General features: G+C 44.8%; 19 protein-coding genes. 7 read left to right on the top strand and 12 right to left on the bottom strand.

Annotated features, from left to right (window positions below):
• Positions 1-149: 149 nt before the first annotated feature.
• Entirely contained in the window at positions 150-1022 is an 873-nt protein-coding gene (locus IQQ51_RS10020) for a patatin-like phospholipase family protein (RefSeq protein WP_050647742.1), read from the top strand.
• Between the two features lie 120 nt (positions 1023-1142).
• On the opposite strand, the gene IQQ51_RS10025 is transcribed toward IQQ51_RS10020, so the two are convergent.
• From IQQ51_RS10025 to IQQ51_RS10035, 3 genes are all read right to left on the bottom strand, one after another.
• Positions 1143-2135, bottom strand: coding sequence for a 2-hydroxyacid dehydrogenase (locus IQQ51_RS10025; RefSeq protein ID WP_017063995.1), 993 nt, complete (start codon positions 2133-2135; stop codon positions 1143-1145).
• 222 nt (positions 2136-2357) lie between these two features.
• A complete protein-coding gene (locus tag IQQ51_RS10030; RefSeq protein WP_193840960.1) occupies positions 2358-2690 on the bottom strand; it encodes a DUF1971 domain-containing protein in 333 nt (110 codons plus the stop codon).
• A 56-nt stretch (positions 2691-2746) separates the two neighbouring features.
• A complete protein-coding gene (locus tag IQQ51_RS10035) occupies positions 2747-3550 on the bottom strand; it encodes a ferredoxin--NADP reductase (protein WP_193840961.1) in 804 nt (267 codons plus the stop codon).
• A 342-nt stretch (positions 3551-3892) separates the two neighbouring features.
• Here IQQ51_RS10035 and IQQ51_RS10040 point away from each other — a divergent pair, with 342 nt between their 5' ends.
• The gene (locus tag IQQ51_RS10040) at positions 3893-4837 is read left to right on the top strand and encodes an acyltransferase (RefSeq protein ID WP_193840962.1); all 945 of its coding nucleotides are present in this window, start codon (positions 3893-3895) and stop codon (positions 4835-4837) included.
• A gap of 110 nt (positions 4838-4947) precedes the next feature.
• Here the strand turns inward: IQQ51_RS10040 and IQQ51_RS10045 are convergent, their stop codons facing one another.
• From IQQ51_RS10045 to glgX, 3 genes are all read right to left on the bottom strand, one after another.
• On the bottom strand, positions 4948-5670 hold the full coding sequence (locus tag IQQ51_RS10045; protein WP_193840963.1) for a tRNA (adenine(22)-N(1))-methyltransferase: 723 nt from the start codon (positions 5668-5670) through the stop codon (positions 4948-4950).
• Between the two features lie 138 nt (positions 5671-5808).
• Positions 5809-7551, bottom strand: a complete 1743-nt coding sequence (locus IQQ51_RS10050) for a diguanylate cyclase (protein WP_193840964.1) — start codon at positions 7549-7551, stop codon at positions 5809-5811.
• A 231-nt stretch (positions 7552-7782) separates the two neighbouring features.
• A complete protein-coding gene (gene glgX / locus IQQ51_RS10055) occupies positions 7783-9777 on the bottom strand; it encodes a glycogen debranching protein GlgX (RefSeq protein ID WP_193840965.1) in 1995 nt (664 codons plus the stop codon).
• A gap of 433 nt (positions 9778-10210) precedes the next feature.
• Here glgX and lamB point away from each other — a divergent pair, with 433 nt between their 5' ends.
• Entirely contained in the window at positions 10211-11449 is a 1239-nt protein-coding gene (gene lamB, locus IQQ51_RS10060; protein WP_193840966.1) for a maltoporin LamB, read from the top strand.
• A gap of 165 nt (positions 11450-11614) precedes the next feature.
• Positions 11615-12445 carry a MalM family protein gene (locus IQQ51_RS10065; protein WP_193840967.1) on the top strand — a complete coding sequence of 277 codons (831 nt, stop codon included), beginning with the start codon at positions 11615-11617 and terminating at the stop codon, positions 12443-12445.
• Between the two features lie 606 nt (positions 12446-13051).
• Here the strand turns inward: IQQ51_RS10065 and pulA are convergent.
• Positions 13052-16693 (bottom strand): pullulanase-type alpha-1,6-glucosidase, encoded by a 3642-nt coding sequence (gene pulA, locus IQQ51_RS10070; RefSeq protein ID WP_193840979.1) that lies wholly within the window; start codon positions 16691-16693, stop codon positions 13052-13054.
• Between the two features lie 404 nt (positions 16694-17097).
• Positions 17098-18870, bottom strand: a complete 1773-nt coding sequence (locus tag IQQ51_RS10075; RefSeq protein ID WP_193840968.1) for an alpha-amylase family protein — start codon at positions 18868-18870, stop codon at positions 17098-17100.
• Positions 18871-19026: 156 nt separating this feature from the next.
• Between IQQ51_RS10075 and IQQ51_RS10080 the strand changes: the two genes are divergently transcribed.
• Positions 19027-19416, top strand: coding sequence for a DUF1294 domain-containing protein (locus tag IQQ51_RS10080; RefSeq protein ID WP_193840969.1), 390 nt, complete (start codon positions 19027-19029; stop codon positions 19414-19416).
• 47 nt (positions 19417-19463) lie between these two features.
• On the opposite strand, the gene IQQ51_RS10085 is transcribed toward IQQ51_RS10080, so the two are convergent.
• On the bottom strand, positions 19464-20048 hold the full coding sequence (locus tag IQQ51_RS10085; protein ID WP_048609838.1) for a LysE family translocator: 585 nt from the start codon (positions 20046-20048) through the stop codon (positions 19464-19466).
• A gap of 141 nt (positions 20049-20189) precedes the next feature.
• Here IQQ51_RS10085 and IQQ51_RS10090 point away from each other — a divergent pair, with 141 nt between their 5' ends.
• Entirely contained in the window at positions 20190-20630 is a 441-nt protein-coding gene (locus IQQ51_RS10090; protein WP_009845852.1) for an Lrp/AsnC family transcriptional regulator, read from the top strand.
• Positions 20631-20656: 26 nt separating this feature from the next.
• Positions 20657-21586 carry a LysR family transcriptional regulator gene (locus tag IQQ51_RS10095; protein WP_017630189.1) on the top strand — a complete coding sequence of 310 codons (930 nt, stop codon included), beginning with the start codon at positions 20657-20659 and terminating at the stop codon, positions 21584-21586.
• A 143-nt stretch (positions 21587-21729) separates the two neighbouring features.
• On the opposite strand, the gene IQQ51_RS10100 is transcribed toward IQQ51_RS10095, so the two are convergent.
• The 3 genes from IQQ51_RS10100 to IQQ51_RS10110 all read right to left on the bottom strand — a co-directional run.
• Positions 21730-22791, bottom strand: coding sequence for a c-type cytochrome (locus IQQ51_RS10100; protein ID WP_193840970.1), 1062 nt, complete (start codon positions 22789-22791; stop codon positions 21730-21732).
• 9 nt (positions 22792-22800) lie between these two features.
• A complete protein-coding gene (locus IQQ51_RS10105) occupies positions 22801-23442 on the bottom strand; it encodes a c-type cytochrome (protein WP_193840971.1) in 642 nt (213 codons plus the stop codon).
• Positions 23443-23854: 412 nt separating this feature from the next.
• On the bottom strand, positions 23855-26750 hold a 2896-nt coding region (locus IQQ51_RS10110; RefSeq protein WP_228012781.1), incomplete at its 5' end, for a tetrathionate reductase subunit A.

Genomic DNA, 26750 nt, shown 5'->3' on the forward strand with positions numbered 1-26750 from the left:
TGTTTATTAAGCAACCCTAAATTATTGAAAAATATAACAATCCACATTGATAGTTTTTACCTATCGAATTGATAAATCTATCCCATTATCTTTGTAAGAGCGATCGGATTATTCTGTAGCTATCAGTTTATAAAGTAGAAGAGTTTGAGATGAATAAGAGCGCATTAATCGTTGAAGGTGGAGCAATGAGAGGCATTTTTGCTGCCGGAGTTTTAGACGCCTTTATGCAAGACGATTTCCGTCCTTATGATTTTGCCATCGGCGTATCTGCAGGTGTGTCGAATCTGGTTGGCTACTTATCTCATGCACCAAAACGCAGCTATGATGTGATCACCACAATGGCGACGGATAAGACCTTCTTTAACCCTGCTCGCTTTGCCAAGGGCGGCAACTTGGTAGACGTTAAGTGGTTATGGAACGAATCCAATCAACGTTATCCGCTCGATTGTGGTGAGCTGTTTTCAAGTATCCCACTCATCGCTGCTGTCACAAATGTCGATACGGGCAGTGCGGACTACTATCATATCAAGCCAGAAAACCTCTCTAACGTGGTGGAAGCAACCACCGCTTTGCCTATTGCTTACCGAGAAACACCGTGCTTCTCTGGTGGGTGTTATACCGATGGTGGTGTCGCGGATTCGATTCCGGTGCGCGAAGCATACCGTCGTGGTGCGCGAGACATTACGGTGATTCTTTCTCATCCTTTAAGTTACCGAATGAAGCCTCAAAAGCATCAATGGATGCTGAAAAAACTACTAAAGAAATTCCCAAATATTGCTGAGTCGATGGCGGTGCGTGCCGACAACTACAATCAGTCTTTGGAGTTCATTCGTAACCCACCCAAAGATGCGACCATTAAAGTGATAGCGCCGCCAGAAGCGTTCGCAGTAAAGCGTTTAACTATGGATCAAAGTACTCTTAATGCAGGTTACGAGATGGGCATTAAAGCGGGTGAAGAGCACCTTGCCATTCGAAAAGGCGTGTATGGTTTAGACACCGAAGATTGTCATTTCTGCGTCTAGGAACGTTTTTAGGATACTGGATAAACGACAAAGCCACGCTGTTCACTTCAGAATAGCGTGGCTTTGTATTTGTAGACCTAGTTTGTTTTTAACTCAGTCTGCTATTAACTCAATTAGCGATTAAACGAGTTCGTTACCGCTGGTGTTGCCAGCAAAGAAGGCATCAACACTGGTGAGCGTTGTATTGGCGATGTTGAACAGCGCATCTTTGGTCAAGAAAGCTTGGTGACCTGTGAACAATACATTGTGACAAGCAGAGAGGCGACGGAATACGTCATCGACAATCACATCGTTAGATTTGTCTTGGAAGAACAACTCTTTCTCGTTGTCGTAAACATCAAGGCCAAGCGCACCAATCTTACTCTGTTTAAGCGCTTCGATAGCAGCGGTTGAATCAAGCAGTTCACCACGGCTGGTGTTGACGATCATCACGCCATCTTTCATCTTCTCAAATGCCGTTGCATCCAATAAGTGGTAGTTCTCTTTACTCATCGGACAGTGCAGAGAAATCACATCAGACTCTTGGTAAAGCTCGTCGAGTTCAACGTATTTAGCGCCTAGTTCAACAGCTAATGGGTTTGGGTATGGGTCGTAGCATAGGATGTTCATGCCTAAACCTTTCAGAATACGCATTGTCGCTAGACCAATCTTACCCGAGCCAATCACACCGACTGTTTTTCCGTGGAAGTTAAAGCCAACTAACCCCTCAAGAGAGAAGTTCGCATCACGAGTGCGTTGGTATGCCTTGTGTAGTTTACGGTTCAAACACATCATCATGCCAACCGTGTGTTCTGCTACCGATTCTGGTGAGTAAGCCGGAACGCGAACCACTTGCAGACCAAACTCTTTGGCTGCGTCTAGGTCGACCTTGTCAAAGCCCGCACAGCGCATCGCGATCAGCTTTGTGCCGCCTTGTGCAAGAATCTCTAACACGTCTCGCGATAGGTCGTCGTTTACAAACGCACAAACCACTTCGTTGTCGTGCGCCATTTTTGCTGTTGTTGTAGTGAGTCGAAAATCGTGAAAATGAAACTCAGCGTTGAGCTCGCCTTTTGCCAGTTCGAATGATTTTTCGTCGTATGATTTTGAGCTAAAAAAAGCAATGTTGAGCATGGCTTCCTCTCTTACCTAAAATATAAATAACCCACTGATTCATTCTCTGAAACGGGATTAAAACTAATAACTCTGTTCAGTGTGCTAGAGTTTTTTTCTCTTGTCTATCACCATTAGTCATTGTAATTACTATGGTTATTTGGTCTTTTTCTTCAGTTCTTGAACATTAAAAATCACAGTACGAGGCAGCTTGCTTATAAGTTCATCAATATTGAATGGATCTTACTTTCGGGTGTTGAACATCTTCTTGGTCTCTTTCTCAGACCAGAAGTTAATGTTGAATTGTGCGTCGTCGCTAAGCTCTACTCGATGCCAATATTGAGGTGGGCTTGTGGCAAATTGCCCAGCTTCGATTGTGATAACACTTTCTGGTTCTGCCGCTTCTGCATTGGCAAAACCGTAGAAGGTGACCGTGCCTTCCATTACACAAATCTGGCCGAATACGCCTTCAGCGGTATTGTGATGGTTGAGAAGCGCCGCTGGTATGTTGTCTTTGGTGAAAAATGGAGTGGAACGTTGAATTTTCCAGTGTGACGGAATACGTAGATGACTCATATAAAACCTCTTCTCTAACTGTTCTGTGCTTCGGTATAAGTGGTAGCGGTTGTTATTTACCAGTAGTTCTCGCTGCTGAATTGACCGGGTTTTCTGCGTAAGTGCTTCTCGAAACCTAAACTAGTTAGCGCTTCGCTCGTGTCACGAACCATTTGCGGATTGCCGCAAAGGTAGAAAAAACTGCGGGTTTGATTGAAAGCGACAGACGCGGTTTGCTCAAGGTCGCCTCCAAGTAACAAGCTTGGGATTCGTCCGCGCAAAGTTCCGGTGACTGATTCTCTAGAAATAATTGGCACATATTGTAGTTTCCCTTGGTAGTTATGAACGAGTTGAGCGATACGGTCTCGATAAGTCAGGTCTTGTTCTGTTCTTACCGCATGAACCAGTACAAGGTTTTTGAACGAGGCGACTTTTTCAGATTCAGATCCGTTTTGCTGCTGTATCCGCATGCTTTCGAGCATTGAGATAAAAGGCCCAACCGCGGTCCCGGTTGAAAGCATCCATAGATCGTCGGCGATCTCTGGGATCTCATCTAAGGTCATAAAGCCACTTGGGTCTTTGCCGACAAAGATGTCATCGCCCACCTTCAACTCATGAAGTTGAGGTGAAAGCTGACCGTTCTGATCCTTAATAATCAAAAACTCCAGATGTTGATGACCTTGTTCGTGCTCTGGTGCGTTTACCATGGAATAGGCACGCCTTACGAACTCATCCTCACTGTTAGGCAAGCCAAGTTTCGTGAACTGACCCGCCTGATAGGGAGAGACAGGAGCACTGACTTGAAGTGAGAACAGTTGATCTGTCCATTCCGTCTTGTTTAAGACTTTACCGGTTACCAAACCATGAGGAATATCTGTCATATCATCACCTTTACGTAGAGAAGTTATCTCATTAAGGATACTCAACTATTTACATTTTGGAGTTGCATGTACCATGCCAATAATGAGAATGCTTATCAATACTAAGTTTGTCGTAAAAATAATTTGGAATTGTGTCAAATAGACTTATTTAGCTTTGAGTCTAAATGACGCTATTGATGTTTTTTGATGCTGGTTTTGTTGATTAAGAACGATGAATTAGTCTTTGGATACGAGCAAAATTAGTACAGTGGTTTGACCCCTAGGGTATTCAATCAATTACTGAAGAGAATATTTTGCAGATGAGTATAATGGCGGCTTTCGATCTCAATATAGCCGTGTTTTATGCTTGATAATCTTCGTATGGCCTTGAACGTATTGTTCGTGACCATCAATACCGCAATGACTGCGTTTACCGTGAGCTTCTTTGGCCTCATCAAATTGATTCTGCCAATCTCTGTTGTGCAGAAGTCGTGTACTCGTTTAGCTAACTTCACATTTTGGTGCTGGGCTTCGCTCAACCTTTGGATGTTGAACGTGAACAACGACATCGAGTGGCAAGTGGAAGGTGGGGAAGATATCTCGACTAAACAGTGGTATTTGATGATGTCGAATCATCTGAGCTGGGCAGATATTGTTATTCTGTCTTCTATCTTGAAAGATAAGATGCCGATGACTAAGTTCTTCCTTAAGCACGAATTGCTGTATGTCCCTTTTGTTGGGTTGGCGTGTTGGGGGCTAGATATGCCCTTCATGAGACGTCACTCGCGTGAGTTTTTGCTGCGTAACCCAGAACGTCGTAATGATGATTTCGATGCAATCAACAAAGCGTGTACTAAGTTCAAGCTAGCGCCGACAACCTTGGTTAACTTCGTTGAAGGGACGCGTGCCAATCACGAGAAACTGGCGACCGCGAAAACACCTTACCGACACCTATTGAAGCCTAAAACTGGTGGTGTAGCATTTGCTCTATCGGCAATGGGCCCAATCTTAGATGGTATTGTTGATGTCACTCTGGCTTATCCAGAAAACCAGACTTCTCCGTTTGAAGACATGCTAAAAGGCAAAATGACCAAGGTCGTGGTGCGTATTAAATTGCATCCGATGGATGAGAACGTGAACGGCAATTACTTTGAAGACAAAGCGTTTAAGCGCCGTTTCCACAGTTGGTTGAATAACACGTGGAAAGAGAAAGACGACTATCTTGATACCGTTTATGGGGTTGATACGCTCCGTGAGGCTGAAACGATTGACGGGCTTGATGCAGTTCATAAGAAACAAGAGCAGTAACCTCAAACGAAACAGATAGCATCAAAAAAGCCGATAGTTCACTGAACTATCGGCTTTTTTATTGAATTGGCGGTGTTAAAGGTAAGCGATAAAGTTAGTGCTTACTACTATTAAATAGCTTGGTATGCGTCAATGATATGTTTCACTTGGCTCGGTTTGCCTTGCTTCTCTTGTCCTTGATGGATACGTAAGTAGTGCTGCAATGTTTTGGCTTTGTATTGCTGTGATACTTTGATTTTTTCATCACAGCTAGGTGCCCAGATCTTGTCACCGACGTTTGATATCTCGCTAACGGTTTGGCTCTTTTCTGCCTCGCCTTGGTTATTACTCACCAATAAAATCTCGTAATAACGACGGTTCTCTTCAATCAACACTTCATCAATAAGACCAAAATTGAGCGCCTTTAAATGGCTTCTCAACTCGAATTGTTGATGCACTGGACAAAGCAAGAAATCGATCGCTTTGTCTGGGTGTTGACGATGAATATCATCAACGAGCTTTTGAGTAAGATCGCCACCGACGCCCGCAATAATCACCAGGTGCTTGCCAGTATGTTTCTCAATCGGGATAGCGGCGACATCCATGCAGTAGACTTGCCATTGGCTGGTAACCGTTTGTTCGGCTCTGTTATCTTGTGGAAAGTAGCGCGCTAGCTTGCCTTCAAGCTCACTCATCAAAGACGGGACAATATCGACAAAGTGAATCTGAGGCGCTTTATTATCCGACAACAGTTGAACACCCAAAAAGCCATGATCACAGCAACAGTCCCAAATATGCTGGTAGTCATTGCTGACAAAGGAATGGAGAGTTTGCAGTCGGTTACTTAGCTTCATAAGGTTCGCGTCGTTAGAAAGGGTATGTTGTCTTATCGAAGGCGCATTGTAATGACTTTCTAGAAAAACAAAAGCACCTAGGGTGCGAATCCTAGGTGCTTTGCGGTGTGTGATGGCTACAGAATTGTTAGTATAGGTTTACGATGCTTTGGCAACGGCTCTGATATGGCCTTCCACTCGGTTCTTACCAAGCTGTTGCGCGATAAGCTTTGCCTGCTCCGCCAGCGCTAAAGCTGAGTCTGTTTCGCCTTCTATTTGCGAGTATCCCACGCTAACCCCTAGTGATAAGGTGATATCTGGAGTGACGATGGTTTTCTCCGCGATTCCGACTCTGCACTGGTCTAGCTGGAATTTGGCATCTTTCACATCATTGGCTTTGAATAATACCGCGAACTCCTTTCCTCCAACACGTGCCAAGCAAAGGCCTTTCGGTTTAGGGAAGTAATAGCGTATCGATTCTGCAGTCAGCTTGATCATTTTGTCACCCACCGCTTCACCGTAGGCACGGTTTACGTGGTCGAAGTTATCGATATCAAGCAGAGCAACATAGGTATCGGGCTCGCTCGCGTAGTTTTCGATGGCGATACTGAAACTGCTCTTATTGTCTAACTGCGTCATCAGGTCTTTGCTACTCAATTGATGTTGAAGCAGTAAGTTAGACAAAGATACCTCAGTGTAATCTCGGATCATTCGCAGAATACTCTGGCTGATCGGTAAGTTTGCGTTCACATAGAGCACTGCGATCAACTGCTTGCGAGAGTGCAAAGGAATACAATAATGACGTTGGTGTATTTTGAGTTTACACGCCAGTGGATCGGCGTACTTACCACTTCGGTAAGCCATGGTGTCCGGTGTAAATCGCTCTGCAAGTGCTTTGTCACAATGTACCGTTGATTTGTTTCCGTGATAGTCGATGGTACTGAATGCGTGGTTGTCAGGGTGATAGAGACAGAATTGGATGCCTTTTTGGTAGGTAAAGCTATCTAGTATGGATTTTAACTCTCGCTTAAAGTTTACAAGGTCATCGACTTTATTCAGTTGTGACAAGGACACGTTCAAACGATAAGCCAAATAGTTTGCGCCAATCCACAATAGAAGCAGTGAACCAAGTACCAAGCCTGTTAAAGTAAACTGGTGTGAGCTGGTTAAGATATCATGGCGATCAGTGCCTGCAATGAATACCCAATTCAAGCTGTTGTCAGCGTCAAACACCGATATTTTGAAGTTATCTTGATAGTAGTATTCGTGCTTACCGACGGTTTCACCTTGTGAGAGTTGATGGCTGATACCCGCGTGATAGCTGACTGATTTAGATCCGATACGTTTTGGATCTGGGTGAAAGACCAGTCGTTCTGTTGCTCGGTCAACGACAAACACATAGCCGTGATTAAGCGTTTTTAAGTCTCTTAAGCCTTGTGTGGTGTGTAAAAGGTCAAACTCAATCCATATTTCTTCATTCAACTTTTCGGCGGTGTGTTTAACTGCGAACACCCAACGACCATCTGCTTTCTGGTAAATCGAAGAGATGTAGAAATCTTCAACCACACTGTCTATTGAGTTCCATTTTATGGAGTCGATTTGTTCATGGGAAAGAGGTAATCCACGACTTGATATATATTGTTGGGATTGTGGTTGGTATCGAACGATATCAGAGAAGTTTGGTGTTCTTTTTAGAATATTATCACTCAATTCTCTGAATTTTTTATCACCAATTGGAGCCGTTTTAGGTAAGCCTAGACTGGTTTCTAAAAAATAGAGTTTGCCGAATGTGGCTTCGATGTTGGAACGAATGGTAGAGCTTGCGATACGAATGTTTGTTGATGATTGTACTGTTGCTGCTGTTTCTACTTTTTCAAGCTGAGCCACAGCAAGATAGAGCATCCCTCCAGTTAATAAAATAATGTATGGTTTAAAAAGCCGAATTAATGTTTTAGGTAAAGCCATGATATCCAAAGACGTTATAGATTCATTTTTATAGTACGGCAATACTAAACAGTTTCATTAACCACATCAATGCAAATGATTCCATATGGATGAATGATTTTTGAGATATTCAGCTAACAAAAAAGCCAGTTGTAAATATAACTGGCTTCTATGGTTTTCGGTGTTTTATTAAGCTGACTTGGCTTTTACTTTAATCAAATCAGCCTTATCTGGCGAGTAGTGCAAAATTGCCATCGAAGTGGGCGACAACAACATTTCACCTTCTGCATGACCGGGTTTGACGTTTCGCGAGTTGGTATCACAGATGGTTACCCAGTTTTGTTCACGATCATTAGGTAACGAGAAACGTGCTGGCGCATTGGTTTGGTTGATCAGATAAATCAACTCGTCGCCATTTTTACCAATACCTAAATGCAAAGCTACTGAGCTTAAGCGGTTCCAATCATCATGTTCCATAAGTGTGCCATCGACGCGGCTCCAGAAGATGCGGTTCGAGTTACGCTTTTCGCCACTGAATGCCTTAATAAAAGGCACCATGTATTGCTGACGAGCAGAGATCATTTCAGATAACCAAGTCTTGAAGTAAGTCTTTCGCTCTGAATCTTCCCAGTTAAGCCAGCTGGTCACGCCATCTTGGCAGTAAGCGTTATTGTTACCTTTTTGAGTATGAGATAACACATCGGCCGTCAAAATATGAGGAATACCAAAAGCAAACAGCAGGCTCGCCATGAAGTTTCGTTTCTGCTTTTCACGCGTCGCGATCACTAACAGGTTTTCGGTTTCACCTTCAACACCGTAGTTTTCAGAGCGGTTGTCACCGTGTCCATCGCGGTTGTTCTCACCATTCTCTTCGTTGTGCTTATGCTTGTAAGAAACAAGATCCTGCATGGTGAAGCCATCGTGATAAGTGATGTAGTTGACGGTTAATTTGTACGGCCAATGCGCTGCACTGTAGATATCGCGTGACCCCATCAAACGGGTTGCAAACTCTTTTAGGTAGCCTTGATCACCGCGCCAGAAGCTACGTGTGATGTCTCTGAGCTTGTCGTTACACTCATTCCAACCTAGCGGGAAATTACCCACTTGGTAGCCATTCGGGCCGATGTCCCAAGGTTCTGCAATGAGCTTTGTTTCTTTAAGTACAGGGTCTTGAGCCACAGCTTTAAAGAAAGCAGCCTCAGGGTTGTAGTTGTCACCTTCGCGCCCCAGTGTTGCTGCTAAATCAAAACGGAAGCCGTCGACTTGGAATTCACTCACCCAGTAGCGAAGCGTATCCATCACTAAGTTAAGTGCTGGTTGGTGGGTGAGATCAACTGTGTTACCACAACCAGTAAAGTTCGCGTAATGGCAGCCATGTTTAATGTAGTAGCGGCTATCTAGCGCTTTTAGGTTGAAGGTTGTACCACCTTCGCCACCTTCTGCCGTGTGGTTGTATACCACGTCTAGAATGACTTCGATGCCATTGCGGTGAAGTTCACGAATTGCGGTTTTGAGTTCATTAACGGCGTCTTTTTCTGCGTAGCGTGGATCTGGCACCATGAACAAGTATGGGTTGTAACCCCAATAGTTCACTTTATCCATGTCCAAGAGATGAGGCTCATGCATGCACGCAGCAACGGGTAAAAGCTGCAGAGAGTTAATATTTTGTTGTTTGTAGAACGCAAGCATTTCAGGGCTCACTAACCCTAAGTAGCGTCCTTTAGTATTCGCTGCCACTTCTGGGTGGAGTTGAGATAGACCTTTTACATGCGTTTCAAAAAGAACGGTATCTTCGCGACTAATGCGTGGCTTTGCTACATCTTGCCAATCGAAGGTGTCATCAACAACGACACATTTCGCCATAGCAAAGCTTTTTTCATTGGTATATGGCGTGACGTAATCGAGCGGTTCGCTTATTGCTTTGGCATACGGGTCTGAAAGCAGAATAGAGCCATTGTCCGTTTCTGCAATGAAGCCGTATTTTTGTCCCGCTTTAATACCATCAATAAAGACATATCTGATATCAGCGTATTCATTTTCTAATTTATAAGTGGTGAATTCGTCGTTCTCGTCAAAAAGAGCGAGAGAGAGTGATTTACTGTCAGGAGAATAAATTGAAAAGTTACAGCCAGTGTTACCTAGCGTTGCGCCTAGTGGATAAGGGCGAGCGAGCGTTCTAGTCATTGCTTGATTTCTTGTTCGTTTATCGACATCAGTGAACTATAAGTAAAAAGCTTTGTCACAGTAAGGTCAAGCAACTTCACAGAATAATTATTGTTAAAAAAATAATTTACCGATTAGGTTCAAATTATATATTTGAAGTAGATCTCACTTATGCTGAATAATTAGATCTGAGTGCTGCCTACTCCTCCTAGATTAAGTGATCTACCTCTTTAAAACACCGTTCTGTATATTTTCTACTCCCCTCTAGTCCCCCTTAATTTAGTTAGGGGTGGAGGAAGTCAAACTTGTCATCCCCTCTTAATATTGACCCCGTTGAAACGAATCAGGGGAAACCCTAAACCTCTCTATCTTACGACTACCATAACTGCCTTTGGTTGCCGCAAGAGAGCAAAATATAAAAACCTAAAATAAATCGTCCTTAATGGAGTTAAGAATGAAAAAAGTAAGTTTGATTGCTGCTGCAGTGGCAACTACATTAGCTGCTGGCTCTGCGTTCGCTGTAGATTTTAATGGTTACATGCGTGCTGGTACAGGTATCAGTGGAAGCGATGGTGGTGATGTTTCATTCATGAAGAGTGGTATTGGCCGTCTAGGTAACGAAAACGATAACTACTCTGAGTTTGGTTTTGCAGAAGAGCTAAAAACAGGCGAGCAAACTTGGCGTTTAGAGTCCATGATTGCTTCTGGTGCTCCTGGCGCAAATGGTTGGGAAGACGGTGACTTTAACGTTGCTCAGTTCGCTGTTAAAGCAAAAGGCGTTCTATCTTTCGATGAAGAAGCAACGCTTTGGGCAGGTAAAACATACTACCAACGTAAAGACATCCATATTACGGATTTCTACTTCCTGAATACATCTGGTACTGGTGGTGGTATTGAGAATATTTCTCTAGGTGAAACAAAACTGTCTGTTGCTCTTATTCAAGAAGGAGAAGATACAGCTGCGGATGGTAATGGTGGTACTAAACCAAATGGTGCAGGTTATATTGCAGATGCACGTCTAGCTAACATTGGTCTATGGTCTGATGCTACTCTTGAACTCGCTCTTGCGTACAACTTTTCAACAGAGAGTGAAAATGGTAAATACGAAGGTGATGACGGCCTTCTAGCGACAGGTATCATTCACCAAAACATGAGCAATGGTTTTAACCAAACTGTAGTTCAGCTTGGTACAGCCGGGTATGGTATCCAGATGGCTAACTTCTGGGGTGCTGGTACATACTATGATCGCTCTGGTGCTCAAAATGATGGCTTCGGTTACCGTATCCTTAACTGGGGTGTGATGAACCTTGGTGAAAACTGGGAAATGGGCCACCAACTTGCATACCTAGCCGGTTCGGATCTTGGTACTTCAAAGTACGATTCAAGCCAATACTCTATCGTTGCACGTCCTATGTATAAGTGGAACGACACTATGCGTACTGTATTTGAAGCCGGTTACAACGCAGGTGAAGTTAACAACGTTGACTTTGGTGGCGCTAAATTTACTGTTGCACAAGCTTGGGCTATGGGAGATAGCTTCTGGGCTCGCCCTGAAATCCGTGTATACGGAAGCTACTTGATGGATCTAGAAGAAGATAGCTTTGGCGCTGGTCGCGATGACGACGGTATCATTACTACAACTGGTTCAGACAACGACTTTGTTGTTGGTATCCAAGTTGAAGCTTGGTGGTAAACACTTAGCGTAACAAATCCTAAACTGTCCTAATTCATAGCCGGCTCAAGTCGGCTATTTTTTTAAGGAATGTACGATTAAGTTGATCGTTCACTAGGTGAATAGTTCTCTTTGTGGTAATTAAAGTTAGTAAATTTCTTAAAAAAATAACAAGAAGGAAGGGTTATGTATTTTAAAGCTCTAATGTTGAGTGGCTGTGTTGCGTTGGCCGGTTGTCAATCTGCACAAGTAGTCGAGCAAGTGCAAGTGGCACAGGCTGAACAAGTTAACTCTATTGCTGATCTTCAATTTGCCCCGATGAAGCTTCCAAGCTCGGCAATTTTTGAACTAACACCAAATAGCCAAGTATTAAATTACCAAGGAATAAACAGCCCTGTAGTAGCGGTTGAACTGCCTGCAGATCGCGGTGAGTACTCGATTAATATTACTAGCATTATCGGCGACACAGCGTTTGTTCCAAATGCGGTCATCTATGACGAAAACGGTCGTGAGCTAGAGCGTTATGGTAAAGAGAACTTTGAGTACGCAAAACCAAGACTACACTTGGGAAACCGCCTCGTTGCTGAGAACGATTTTTACCCACCGACAACCGCAAAATCAGTTTATTTAGTTATCTATACAGATCAAGCTGATCTTGGTGGTTTTACTGATGTCATTCACCCTGCACGTTTAGATGCGGAAGGCCGCGGTAATTATTTACCTGAAGTGAAAGATATCCCGATTCCAAATGCTAACGTTGGTAAAATAGAAGTTACAATCGATAAAGCGAGCTTCTTCTCAATTGGTTCATCGAACAGTGAACCTAATGCTAAGCCAGCGGCAGCAGCTAAGGTTGAGACTATTCAACCAGAAACACAAATTTACTATCATAATGCCATTCAAGCAGCAGTAGACGCAGACAATATTCCCAAAGCACTTAGCTTATTAGACGAAGCAAAAGCATTGGGTATTGAAGGCGCACAAGAAGTCTTTGTAAAAGCCGTCAATAAAAAGTAGTCGAATAGTTTGTAAATACTGATTGATATAAAGATAAGGGCTCCTAGTTGGGAGCCTTTTTTATTGTTTGAGGTAAATGAAAAAGTATATATTCACTTAATTTTTGAAATTAAAGTGACCACTGACTTACGCATAATTATAAATAACCAATATAAGTGGAAGTTGCTGGCTATTTATAGTTTTTAATGACTAGGTTTTGACATAAAATACGCTCCCCTATCTTACTGTTACTCGAGTAACTAGATATGAATCCTATAGATTACCTGCTGCTCCATTAACTGCTCCTAAATTATATTCATGATATCTCCTCTCGATTAAACTAACAGTTCACTTGAGGTTGTTATCGTTTCTACTAAGAACTAGAACTAGAACTAGAACTAGGACTAAGGACTAAGGACTAAGGACTAAGGACTAAGAAATAAGAACTAAGGGTTAACTGGTTCATCTGTCACTTAACAGTGAGTATTTATCGATGAGAAGCAAAGCAATGGTGTAGTGCATTGGGATTGGAGTTTATTGAGGATAAAAAAAGGGAGACTGACGTCTCCCAAAGGCTAGCTTTCGCTGGTTTTATTATCTTTTTATTAGAATTCCAAGCTTTAAGACTTAGTTCTTGGTTACTGAAACAACTGGGCCATCTACGTCGTCATCCAGCTCGTGAATCGCATTCAGAGTGAATGTGTAGCTACCAGCTTCTGTTACGCTTAGTTGGCAGTTACCATCAGTACCTAGGTCGATTGACCCATCAGCAAGTTCAACGGAATCACAACCAAAGTTAGGTGTTTTCCAATCTGCATCTGCAAACTTGAAGCCATAGTCTCCCGCTTCCAAAGTACCCGTTACAGAGTAAACCCCATTAGCGACAAAGCTCATTGCCCAATCATCCGTTGCGCCCCATCCATTCATGTCACCTTTAACGTAAACTGTTGTTTGGCCGTATGGCGGAATGCTAGATACATCCTTGTCTGTGTTATCAACCGGCAGGCCGGCACCTTGTGAATCACCTTGAACTTGTACAAATACAGCGGTGGTTAATGCAGGTACTGTGAAGGTTTCAGCGGCAAAGCTTGAACTTTTCACTGTATCGTCAGCCGAGTTTTGTTGAACGTCATGAAGTGTAAAGCCGGTTGCTCCTGTGATTTTGAACGATTGAGATTCATTAGTTGAGTTTACAACTGCCACAATCGCATCATTTGCAGGGTCAAGATCGTCGCCCGCAGACACACCATCATCGATAGACATGACAATCAGGCCTTCGATTTGATCTTCACCAACATTGCGGAAGTCGACACGCTTCATGACTTCGTCTGCTGTGTCTAAGCGGAACAGTTCGCTTGAGCTACGGATTTTTAATAGCTCTAGGAATTGCTGCTTAGTCAGATTAATGTCTTCTTCGTCTGGTTTAGCTGTTGGGTCAGCAATGATTGTTTTGATCAGATCCCAGTTCGCACCATCTTTGTCTTCACGAGGTAAGCCGACGTTCCAGTTGTTATCAGTACCATCAAACATTACGCGGTTGTACCAGTCACCAGAATCGTAAGAATCGCGCTGCATAGACTTAGATCGTAGCAGTTCAGAACCCATATGGATGAATGGTATGCCTTGGCCTAGCATCACGGTAGAGAGCGATACAGACTGCATACGCGCACGCTCTGCAGAGCTAGTACCAGTGGCGATCTTGTAAGCGTTGTTATCCCAAAGCGTTTGGTTATCATGCTTCGATACGTAAGAAATGTTCTCTGAAGGCATCTTGGTGTAACCAGCTGGCGCGCCGTTGTAATCAACGTTTTTACCCAGTTTGGTATCGCCTTTGTAATCAATCAGTACGTATTCTGCGAGGTTACCTGCCATACCCAAACGAACAAGGTCTTGGTTGTGCAAGCGACCGTTGATTGAATCTTGATCAACTTTAGTTTCTTCATTGGCAATCGCTGCGTTACCAAAGCCTTGGTTAAAGCGAAGTGGGTGGTTGCCTTCTGAATCGACGCCACCGTCGAACGGGCTACCACCACGAACGGCATCACGCAAGCGGTCTGAGAAGGTACCGATTTCTGTACCTGCCATGTTGATTTGGTTCGCTTGATCGAAGCGTGCGTTATCCGCTACTTCGCCAAAGTCCCAACCTTCACCGTAGAACAGAGTGTTCGGGTCGATTTGGCGCACTTCTTCCAATGCTTCTACCATTACGCCTTTCGGCTGGTGGCCCATTAAGTCAAAACGGAAGCCGTCCACTTTATAGTCGTCAGCCCACACCTTAAGTGAGTCGACCATCAATTTACCCATCATCAGGTTTTCGGTCGCAGTGTTGTCACAACAAGTCGAGTTTTCGACGCCACCAGTGTTGACGTTAAGACGGTGATAGTACCCAGGGACAATCTTATCCAGTACCGACTTATCGTTCACACCAGACGCGTTGGTGTGGTTGTATACCACGTCCATGATCAGCTTGAGATCCATGTCGTGCGTGGCTTTCACCATCTGACGGAATTCGAGAATACGCTGTGAACCATTAGGATCGGTCGCGTAACTTCCCTCTGGCACCGTGTAATGGAATGGGTCGTAGCCCCAGTTGAAGCTATCAAGCATACGAAGGTCATTCATTAATGCTTGTGCGTCACCCGTTGAAGGGTCATAACCATCGAGTACATCTTCGATGACTTTGTTTTCGTCTTCGCTTCCACATAAGGCAGCAGTCGGTTTTACATCACACAGTTTGCCTACGGTGTCGGTGATATCAACACGGCTCGCGGCATCTTCATCAACGGTAGCTATATCAAATGCTGGTAAGATATGCAGCGTAGTTAAACCTGCTTCTTGCAGAGCCTGTAGGTGTTTGACCGACTCACGATCGGCTTCTGTGAGAGCGAGGTATTTTCCATTTAGGTTAGCTGTGCCTAGCTTATCGCTGAAACTAAAATCACGTAGGTGAGATTCGTAAAGTACATGGTCTTCGTCTTTCTCTACGGTTGGTCGTTGGTAGTTGTCCCAGTTCGCTGGTTTCAAGGTTGAATCATTCAGGTCAATCACTTGAGAATATGCAGAGTTTTTCGATAAACTGAGTGAGTAAGGGTCCGTTACAAGGCGAGTTTCGATGTTGCCTGTGGTTGGATGGTAGACCTTCACTTGGTAACGATAGTAACTGTTGACTGCATTAGACACCGCGTCAGTGGCCCAAATACCCGTTTCAGCACTTTCCGTCATTGGGATCACTTGTGAACTTTGAAGATCTTCGCTGTAAAGCACGAGTTCTACATCTTGCGCGGTTGGTGCCCAAAGTTTGAAGGTCGCTGCACTGCCTTCAACAATCGCGCCTAGTTCTTCACTCATCGCATTACCAGCATCTTCGCTAGCAAATACCGCATCAAGTACACCAGGCTTTTGAACCTCAGTTGAAGAGATAACATCGCCATTAGTATTGTAGGCAACAAAAATTATCTGAGATTTTAAGATAGTGCGAAGTGTGCTGTCGTCAACGTCGATAGCCAGGGTAGGTAAGCTTGCAAGGTGTCGGAAACGCTCTTTCAATTCAGTAGAAAGCTCTCCATCTTTGCTCAGTTCAATTGCAGTGCCACCGACAATCTCTTTGTCGTCGTTCATCGTGATACTGTTATCGAGTGCGTAGAACAGTTTCACAGAGTCAGCATTGCTAGCGGCTTCCCAAGCAATGGTGGTCGCATCTAACCAATGTGCTTTTTGACCATCAATATTGACTGGGCGCTCTGAAATTGGGTCGTAATATAACTCGCTGCTGCCATGGAACCCGAATACACCTTGTGAATCGCCAAGCTTAGTTAGCTCGATTTTAGAATTGGCACTGCCAAACGCTTTTTCGTCGCCATTATGTAAGATGAAGTTCATGCATTTATGTGGGTCAGAAGCATCAGGATCGACTTTCAATACATAGTAAGCACCGTAGGTATCGCTGATACCATCGTATTCGTAAGGGCTGTTCCAATCGGTTCCGGTTTCACTCAACCCCATACCGACTAAGTCTGTGCTAGTACAGCCTTCGCCATTCCACAGGTGAAGTCCCCAACCGTCGTAAGTAGAGCCTGAAGTGCTTGCGGCTGCAACATCACGTTTGTAATACACAACGACTTCGTTTTCGCCTGCTTTGTATAACCCACTGTCGCCAGCGTCGGTGTCACTGTCGCTATCACTGCCACAACCTGCGATCAAAGTAGCGGTGAATAGCGGTAAAATCGCTTTGGCCAAAGTCGAGCGCTTGAAGCTTCTCTTTTTGGTCACATTGAAGGTATTTCGTAGAGAGATAATTTTATTAATATTTATGTTGTTCACGTTTTGATATCCATATTTCACTTTTTATGAAGATAAATATCCTAGCTTTAACCAAGGTCAACTATTTGTGATGGCAATGTATAAAGTTATTTTTAATTCGTAAATATAGGAAACCTAGCGTCAATATCACGCTTTGTATTTGGTTGTTGTTAAATTAATTGGATCAATGACTCATTTGTTTAATATCAATAATGTAGGGCGTAGAAGCTAGGCGTAGTTAATAAGGATGAGAGCTCATCCTTATTAATGTGAGTAATATATCGAATTGAGAGAGTGTTAATTTTATATGGGAATTAAGTTATTTATCAATTAATTAAAAGGGAGTTGTTCGGTAATTAATATTGATAGATATATTATCCATTAAAGGATAACACCCAAGCCAAAGACGCTAGCGGTTTCAATTCAATATTAAAGTTGCCAACACTGTTCTCAATGTCGAGCACTTGTTGTGCTATGTCTTCAATATGTTCATTGAGTATGTAACGACCATCAACTAATTTGAGTTTTTGAATGACGTCATGTGAAATCTCTAGGTGAATACTTTCGGTGGTATGTTGGCTGAAATTAGCAGCAACAATGGTTAGCTCTTGGTGGTCATAGCGCAGAAATGCGTAGACTGAATCACTCAAGTTACTGCACTGGTGTAAGTCTTGGTAATCACCTGTCATCGACGAGTGCTCTAGCGAAAAGTTCATTACCTTTTGATAGAAGTGACGCAGTTGCTTTTCTTTATTGGTTAGTAACTCACCATCGAACGCACCATTATTCATCCACTTTTGGTGTTGTGGGACGCCAATGTAGTCAAATATGGAAGTTCGTGAGGGCTGTCCAAAGCCTGCATTCTCTGCACCGGGTTCTCCGACTTCTTGCCCAAAGTAGATCATGGTTGGAGAACTACTTAATAACGCGCTGACTAGCATCGCAGGCTTTGCGACATGTGGATTGCCAACGAACTCGGGAGAAGCGATGCGTTGCTCATCGTGATTGTCCAAGAAATGCAGCATGTGATGTTCAATATCCATCATTTGATGTTGGATTTCAGGGATGATTGCCGTTGAAGCCTTGCCTTGCATGATGGCTTTGAGACCATCGTATAGGTCAACTTTGTCGTATAGATAGTCCATTTTTCCTAAGTGAATGTATTCGCGGTACAAGTCCGGCTGATACACCTCTGCCATCAGAAAGGCTTCTTGGTTTTTCATCTTTATTGATGAGTTTAGGTAGCTCCAAAACTCAACAGGCACCATTTCAGCCATGTCGTAACGGAATCCATCAACGCCTTTGTCTAACCAGAATAAGGCGATGTCTCGGAACTTAACCCAAGAGCTAGGCACAGCGACCGATTCCCAGAATTGGTGATGCTCTCGGTAATCGCGTTGGGCATAGCCTTTGGGGAGCTCAGGGAAATCTTTTGAACCGTCAGGGCGTATACCGTAATTGATCTTCACGGTTTCATACCAATCGTCGAAATTAGGTTTAGCTAAGCGTGATCCATTGCCCGTCCATTTGGCGGGCGTCTCTATAAAAGGGGAGCTTAGGCTAAGGTGCTGTTCACCACCTAGCGGCGTAAAGGCGGGCTCTATGTCTGGCAATTCAAAGGTGCTGTTGGGAATGTAGTAGAAGTTATTGTCTCTGTGGTATTTCAGCGTTGTGTCATCTTGAGCGCCGAAGTCACTGACACCTTCTGGGTTGTTTAAGCCTTTATAATGGCGCGCAACGTGATTCGGTACGATATCGATAATCACTTTTAAACCATTGTCGTGACTTCTTTTGATTAGTGCCTCGAACTCTTCCAAACGGCGATCAGGATTCTCAGCGAGGTCTGGATTGACTGAGTAGTAATCTTTTACCGCATAAGGTGATCCTGCACGGCCTTTTACCACGCTTGGGTGATCGTCTGAAATCCCGATGTGTTTGTAATCATTGATGATGGCGTGATGTGGCACTCCGGTATACCAAATATGAGTCATACCGAGTTTGCGGATTTCAGACAGCGCTTTGTCGGTAAAATCACTGAACTTACCGACGCCATTTTGCTTGATTGTGCCCCATGGAACATGTTGGGTGTTTTTATTGCCAAATAAACGCGTAAAAACTTGGTAGATGGCGTACTTTTGGTTGTACATATTTATAATTCCTTTAACTTCCATCATGTTATGTAGGGATGAAAGGGCTTGTTTATTCTTTGCAGGCTAACCGAATTACAATGTGCCTTACTCATCCTTATCAAAATCTACAGGGCGTAATTGCTACAGTATGTGAGCTGTTGCCCAAAAGGAGTCATGTTGTCTTCATCTATTCAAATCATTATCACTTATTTGGTTCTGGTGGCGGTATCTGTGTTGTTTGCGGAAAGTTCTAAAGCGCTGTTGGTGTGGTATTTGGTTATCGGTTTCGTGACGTTTTTTGTGTATGCGAAGGACAAGCGAGCAGCGATCAATGGTAATTGGCGTGTACCAGAGAAAACCTTGCATATTTTTTCTGTTGCTGGTGGCTGGCTAGGAGCATTGATCGCTCAAGATAAGCTGCGTCATAAAACGCAGAAGCAGCCGTTCGGAACCATATATTGGCTGACAGTGGCAGTGAACGTTGTGGCGTTTGTGTGGACATTAACCCCGAGCGGGCAGGCGACATTTGGTCGTTGGCTTAGCGAGGTTATTGGATACTTGTAAAGTGATGGCTAGTAATCACTAACTAACCATCATAGGGAAGCTATTTGTTACAACATCGGAATCGTTGAGGCTAACAGCAGCCCCGCCATACCGTAGTTAAAGCTTTTGATGCGGATGGGTGTTGTTAACCAGTGTTGCAGTTGCTTGCCTGCAGCTGTCCAGAATGTCACTGACGGTAAGTTGGCTAGCGTGAAGATACCTGCGATGATCGCAAGCTCCCACCATGAACTGCCGCTGCTATAGACTGAAATTGCCGTCAGCGCCATCGACCAACCTTTAGGGTTCACCCACTGAAAACTTGCCGCGCCGATGAAGGTCATTGGCTTATAAGCCTCGGTGCTTTTGGCTTTGCCGCTCAGTGCTATCTTAATTGCAAGGTACACTAGGTAAGCAAGGCTTAGGTATTTCAAGATTTGGTGAGTAACCGGATAGGCGTTGAAAATGCCCATTAAACCAAAGCCAACTAACAGCAACATGGCTGCAAACCCTAGAGCAATCCCAAGCATGTGTGGAATGGTACGGGCAAAGCCAACATTCGCACCAGAAGTCATGAGCATGATGTTATTTGGACCCGGCGTGAAGGTCGAGACGAACGCAAACAAGGCAAGTGCGCTAAGTTGTTCTAAAGGCATTATGGTTCTCCAGCAAAAAAATGAACGAAGTGACTGACCGGTCATGACTTTCACGTGTTGAGAAACATAGTAGGTGGAAAGTGAGGCAATTATGTGCTTTTATTTCCTCTATTATCACTAAATGCACAATAATAAGTACTTATGGATAGATTTGACGAAAGGATATTGCAAGAGCTTAAATTGGACGGCAGAATCTCCAACATTGAGCTTTCAGAACGGATTGGCTTGTCGGCTTCTGCGACCCTAAGGCGAGTACAAGATCTTGAGCGTAAAGGCATCATTCAAGGTTACCGTGCGGTTCTGGATAATGGGCTGATGGGGGTCGGTTTTATTGCATATGTTTCGATTGGTTTATCAAGCCACAGCAAAGCGGCTCAGCTAGAGTTTGAACAACACGTCAGCATGGAAAAAGAGGTGGTGGAGTGCCACAACATTACTGGTGCTAACGAGTACTTGCTAAGGGTAGAAACCAAAGACCTACCGGGTTATAAGAAGTTTCATGCCGATGTGCTTGGGGAATGTGCTCAGGTGCAATCTATTACGACTATGGTTGTGATGGACACCCCTAAAGACGAACGCTAGTCGAGTTTTATTTCAGGAGAGGCGCAGTGCCAAATACCAATCAGTTGTTATTGTTCTTAGATGTGGTTCAACAAGGGTCGTTTACCAAAGCGGCAACCTTGCACGATATGGACAACTCATCACTCTCTAAACAGATCAAAAAGCTCGAGCAAGATTTAGGTGTTCAGCTGCTGAACCGCTCTACACGCTCGTTTTCGTTGACGTCGGCGGGAGAAGATATTCTCGCACAAACCTATGTGTTGAAAGACACCATCAATCAGATCCAAGGCATTGCAGATTCATACCAGTCTGAACCCAAAGGTGTGCTACGAATTACCTCACCGATCTATTTTGGTCAGCAATATCTTCAACCTATCATCACTCAGTTCATGAGAAAGTATCCGGATGTTCAGATCGTACTTTCCTTAGACGATAAGATCGCCAACATCATTGCCGGGCAGTTTGATATCGCGTTTCGCTTCAGTAAGCTTGTTGAATCGAATTTGATTGCGAAGAAGATTGCCGACAGTAACTTCATGTTGGTCGCATCGAACGATTTTGTGAAGGAGCACGGTGAACCGAAGACGCCGCAAGATCTGCTCGCGCTACCTGCGGTGATTTATACCAATGGCGATATGACGGTCGATCATCTGCGTATCAGTGAAGAGCCGCATGGCAACACTTTTCAAAGCCTGACGATTCGTGGCAACTATAAGGTAAGTGATGTTCGCACCATGGTCTCTTGTGTGAAAGATGGCTTAGGATATGGCTTCCTTGATCAATCAAACCTGTATGCCTCAATGAAAGAACTGGGCTTGGTTACTTTGCTTCCGGATTATCCGATTTCTACAATTGATACCGCGATCTACGCTGTCTATCCGCACCGTAAGCAGACCAAACTGGTCAAAGAGTTCATTACTACGGTTCAAGACTATATTGGCTCACCAACCATTTGGGAGAAGATGCAGCAAGGTTAGCTGGATTTCTAATCGTTCAAACATAAAAAAGGAGCCAGATCGTCACACGATCTGGCTCCTTTTTTATTTTTCCGGCTATAGCTGATTTACAATGTAAAGTTTAGCTATAGCTGGCGTGAACGGCTCATGTTCACTAATACCTATCAATGCTCATGAATCGCTTCTTTACCACTCGGATAAGCTTTGGTACCTAGTACATGACCATCAACTTCTTTGCCATAGTAGCCTTGGTGGTTGTGGTAACGCTTAGCATTGCCTGCAACTTCACCCTTGTATCGTGGGTCTTGTGGGCGTTCATGGCTGTTTACAAACGCTGCCACATCCCATGCATCCTGAATTGAAAGCTGTTGGCTCTTTCCAAGCGGCATGTTTTCATAGATGAAGTAGGCCGCGGTGTTCACGCGGTGCATACCCGCGCCCCAGTTATACGCGTTTTCGCCCCACAGTGGTGGGAAGTATGAACGGCCGTCTGATCCTTTAATGCCTTCACCATTTTGACCATGACAGGTTTGGCAGCTGGTTTGGTAAACCTTTTCACCACGCGCTATTGACGGCTCTTGTTCAGGGTTTGCAATCTTAGGGTAGCCACGCCCTGCCAACTTACTGCGATCATCGATTGGGTATTTGCTTAACAGTTCTTCAGGAAGAGGGAAGCTTTCAGCTTTACCACCGACTTGTAAGTCAGCATCGCTAATCTCAGGAACGGGTGTATCTTGCATGCCGTTCTTATCTAAGATGCCGCCCATCGCCAGCCAGTATGAATAAGCCGTCAGTGCGACCATCTCTTTTGAACCCTCGGCCGGTGGTAGACCATTCATTGAGTAGGTGAAGCAACCTTGGATACGCTCTGCGTAGCTGTTTACCTTGTCGTTCTTAGAACGATACGCAGGGTAGGCCATGTACGCACCCCAAAGAGGTGCTGCGTTAGGCTTCATGCCTGCTTGCATGTGGCAGTTGACACAGTTTTGTTCATTGCCGACGAACGTACCACGCATCTGTTGTGAATCGACAAACAGGGAATAGCCCAGTTTTACTTTGTCGCCAAACTCCCCATCAGGAATATCTACCAAGTCGCGTGGCACCAGATATTTATTATCTTGTGGTTTTTCAACAGCGGGCAGTTCGGTTTGGCGATCGGGCAACTCACCTTCGGCATAAGCGATTCCAGAGGCAAGGGTTGCGGTAATTAGAAGTAATGTTTTCATGCGAGCCCTTTAGTATCGGAAAGATGCGAAGTAATAAGAGAGGTTTTTGATCTCATCGTCGGTCAACTTGTCGGCGATATTACCCATCATGTTTAAATCATCACCCTTACGAGTGCCGTTTTTCCATGCGTTGAGCTGAGTCTGAATGTAGTCGGCATGCTGGCTCGCTAGGCGAGGGAATTTGTCTACGCCCATACCACTTGGCCCATGACAGGTTGCACAAGCAGGAATGTTTCGATCCCAATCGCCTTGGAATACAAGTTTACGATAGGGATTATCGATATCGGCTTGTGAGCCGCGTTGTTCTAAATCGGTGAAGTCGTATGAAGGTAATGAAGCGAAGTATTCTGCAACTTCACGACGAATCGCAGGATCAGAGACACCATCCGCCATCCCTTTCATGATCGCGCTTTGACGCTCGCCACTTGAGAAAAGAACAAGCTGATGTTCGAGGTAATCAGCATTGAGCCCTGCAAGCATCGGTGCGATGTTGGGCATGCCTTTCCCGTCGGCTTGGTGGCAACCGCTACAGGTTTCTGCGGCTTCTGGCATTGGATTGGGTGCTGCTTGTGCAAAACCGGATAAAGAAAGGCTTCCCAGAGCAGCGATGTAAAGCGTTAGAGTTTGAGTTTTTATGTTCAGCTTAATCATGAGGCGTCGCTATTGGTTGTAATGCACGCATTTTCGACATAATTGGTTGTTCGCGCTATTGTGGATTTCCACATTAATTCACTGGGAACTTGAGGTAAGTCTCACATTAATAACCTCAATCACCATGGTGGTATTGATGTGGATTTCGATAGGCGAATCCAACTGTCGTTAACGAAGTGCAAGGGAACTGCCATGTTCGCCTCGGTGTGACTGCTTGTTAAGGCTCTTTTATGGCACCGATTGTATAAGCATAGACGCTTGATGGGGCTAGGTGAGAAACTTGCAGGGAAGGGATGTGAAGAATTGATGGTTGGGCGTTGAATAGGTTAGAAAAAGAAGAGCAACCTCGAATGACGAAGTTGCTCTACTATGCTCAGTCTTGATTTGACTGAAATAGGGGAGGTTTGAACGTCTAGACTTTGTAGATTTTAGCCGGAAGCGCTTGTCTTGCTGCTGCGCCCACAACCCAATCTAACATCACGCCTTTGCCTTCTCTCGTTGGGTCGATCAAGCCTATATCATTGATGTTAACGCCATCGTTCGACTTCATTTTCACAGGTTGTTGTGTGTCACCAATCCAGTGAGCACGCTCACCGAGTTCTTTATGGCCAAAGCCGTGTTCAAAGCCTAATGTTCCCGGTTTGATGCCATCAATCACCATCGCCAACGCATGTGTGGTTGAGCTCGGTGTTTCAATAGCAAACACGTCACCGGTTTTGATACCCACAGAAGAAGCATCTTGCGGGTGGATGTAAACAGGGTTTACTCCTTTAATAGATTCCAAGCGTGGTGACAAATTAGAGACCGCACTGTGAATATTGGACTTAAAGTTGGTTAGCGTAAATGGCCACTCTTTTGCTGGGAACTGCTCTGCCAAAGGTGTGCCATCTGCCAGCTTTTGTGGATACCATGTCGGGCAACCCATGTACTGCTCACCACTGATGGTGTTGCGAGAAGTACCGAGCTTTTCATTCCAGATAGCCAATGGCTTGGTCCATTTGTACTTCATGGTTTCATTGGTGTAGGCATTGGTGGCGTCTTCGAAACGACCGCCACGCGCAAAGATATACGCGACTTTTAGCATCTCTTCAGGCTTGAGCGTTTTGTTCATCACAGGCACTAGGCGTTCTAGACCAGACCAAACAATATCTTCCGCGTCTACATTCGGCACGCCACCTTTTACGAACGCTAAGTTAGCAGCCGAGCGCAGGTAGAAGTCTTCGGCGCTATGAATACCGTGCCAGTTACCTTGATTGTCTTTGATTACGTTGTCGCCGAAGCCACCAAGGCCAAGTGTTTTCGCTAGATCAATAAAGAAGTTCTCTAGGTTGATGGCACGCCCGTCTTGAGTACATGAGGTTTTAGGCTCAACAATCGGCCAGCGAGCAGTGATCGCTTTAGTCGCGACGCCATGCCAAGGTGTCGCCATGCCCCAGCTTTCGTAGGTCACTGTGTCTGGCACGAGGTAATCCGATAATGCTGTGGTCTCATTGATGAAGGCATCGATAGACACGATCAAACCAAGCTGTTTTGGATCCTTAAGCTTTTCACCCAGCAAGTTGTCTAAACCCGGAACACCATAAAGTGGGTTCGCCATGTGGTTGATCCATGCCTTTGCTCGGTAAGGGTAGCCATCAATCGCAGCTGATAAGTGCTCAGTTAAAAGCGGTGCTGAGATTGGGTACCACGGCGCGCGTGTCGGGTAAGGTGATTCACCTGCGGCAACGCGACGCTTGTATTCGCTGGTTTTTTGATACGGGAACTTGCTGCGGGACAAGAACACACCTTGAGGCTTAGTCTTACCTTTAAACTTGGTAAAGTCGTAACGTGGGCCTGCAACCGAAGTTGGGTAGCCGCCCGCTTTCGCCATCGCACCGCCTTTCGCGTTGATGTTACCGATCAGCGCGTTCAGCATCAGAATAGAGAACGAGTTGTAGAAGCCGTTGGTGTGCATGTTGCCACCGTGAGTATCGACGACTGCTTTCGTCCCGTAGCTGGTAAAGCGTTTCGCTAGCGCAATAATCTGGTCTTGTGGGATTTCACACTGCTCGCTGTAGTAAGCAAGGTCATATTTGAAGGCTTCTTCTTTCAATCTTTGAAGAGAAGATTTAACACGAACAGTCTGACCATCGATTTCTACATCTTGATCGACGAACAGAGCCGCTTCATTCACCTGAATATGTGATGATAATAGTGACGTTGTCACATCTAGTGCAATAAATCCGTCATCGTCAGACATCGGTTCGCCTGCTTCGAGCAACCCCATATCCGATGCACGAAGCATACGCCCATTTTGTGGGTGCGATTCGTCGCTGATCACTAGGTGAGATGCGTTACACCAGTGTGTAGTGCCTGCTTTCTTCATGGCTTGCGCACTTGGGCGAGACAAGAAGTCGTGATTGTAGCGCTGGTTTTCGATGATCCACTGGATCATACCCAGAACTAATGCTGAGTCAGTGCCCGGCTTGATCGGCAGCCAGTTGTTGCGATCGCCCGCTGCAAGGCTTGAAGATCCTGCCGGAAGGCTTGGAGTGACAATGGTGTAGCTCAGTTTTCCGTTGGTACGAGCCTCAGCCAGCTGTCTCGCTTGGCGCTTAAACGGGTTACCCGCTTGAGCCGGAGACATACCGATGAAAAGAATGAATTCTGCGTTGTTGAAGTCAGGCTTTAAGTGCGAGAACTTGTCTAGATCGTTCATGATCGCACCTGAACCTGCACGGAACGCGTAACCACAGTAAGAGCCGTGGTGACCAAAGTTGCGTGTGCCGTAGCTGTTAAATGCAAAGCGCTTCAAGATGTCGTCACGGCCTTCATTACCGGCATTCGTCACCAATAACTGGTTCGCTTTAGGACCATATTCAGGGTTGTTCGGATCAAGTGGTGTTTCGATGTCGCGAATCGATCGCAAGCCTTCAACTTCGCCTTCTCCGAACAAGTCACCACCTTCGGTGACCTCAGAGATAAGTTGTTCGTAGCTGATCGGTTGCCACTTACCTTCACCACGTTTACCAACACGTTTTAACGGTTGAGTGATTCGGTATGGGCTGTTTTGAATCTCTAGCATGCCATTACCACGAGCGCAGGCTGTCGAACGGTTATTGATACCAGATTCACCAGACAAGCCAATGTAGGCGTCTTTTACTGGTGTTTTGAACGGGATTTGCTGATCACTTGATAGCGGGTGATACGGGTTACCTGAGATACGTAAGATCTCGTCATTGCGATTATCGATTCGTACACGCAAGCCACACAGTGTCCAGCAACCAAAACACATTGAAGGTGCCACGCGTTGGTTTGGATTTGGCGAG

The organism is Vibrio sp. OPT18 (assembly GCF_015163615.1).
Lineage (GTDB): Bacteria > Pseudomonadota > Gammaproteobacteria > Enterobacterales > Vibrionaceae > Vibrio > Vibrio coralliirubri.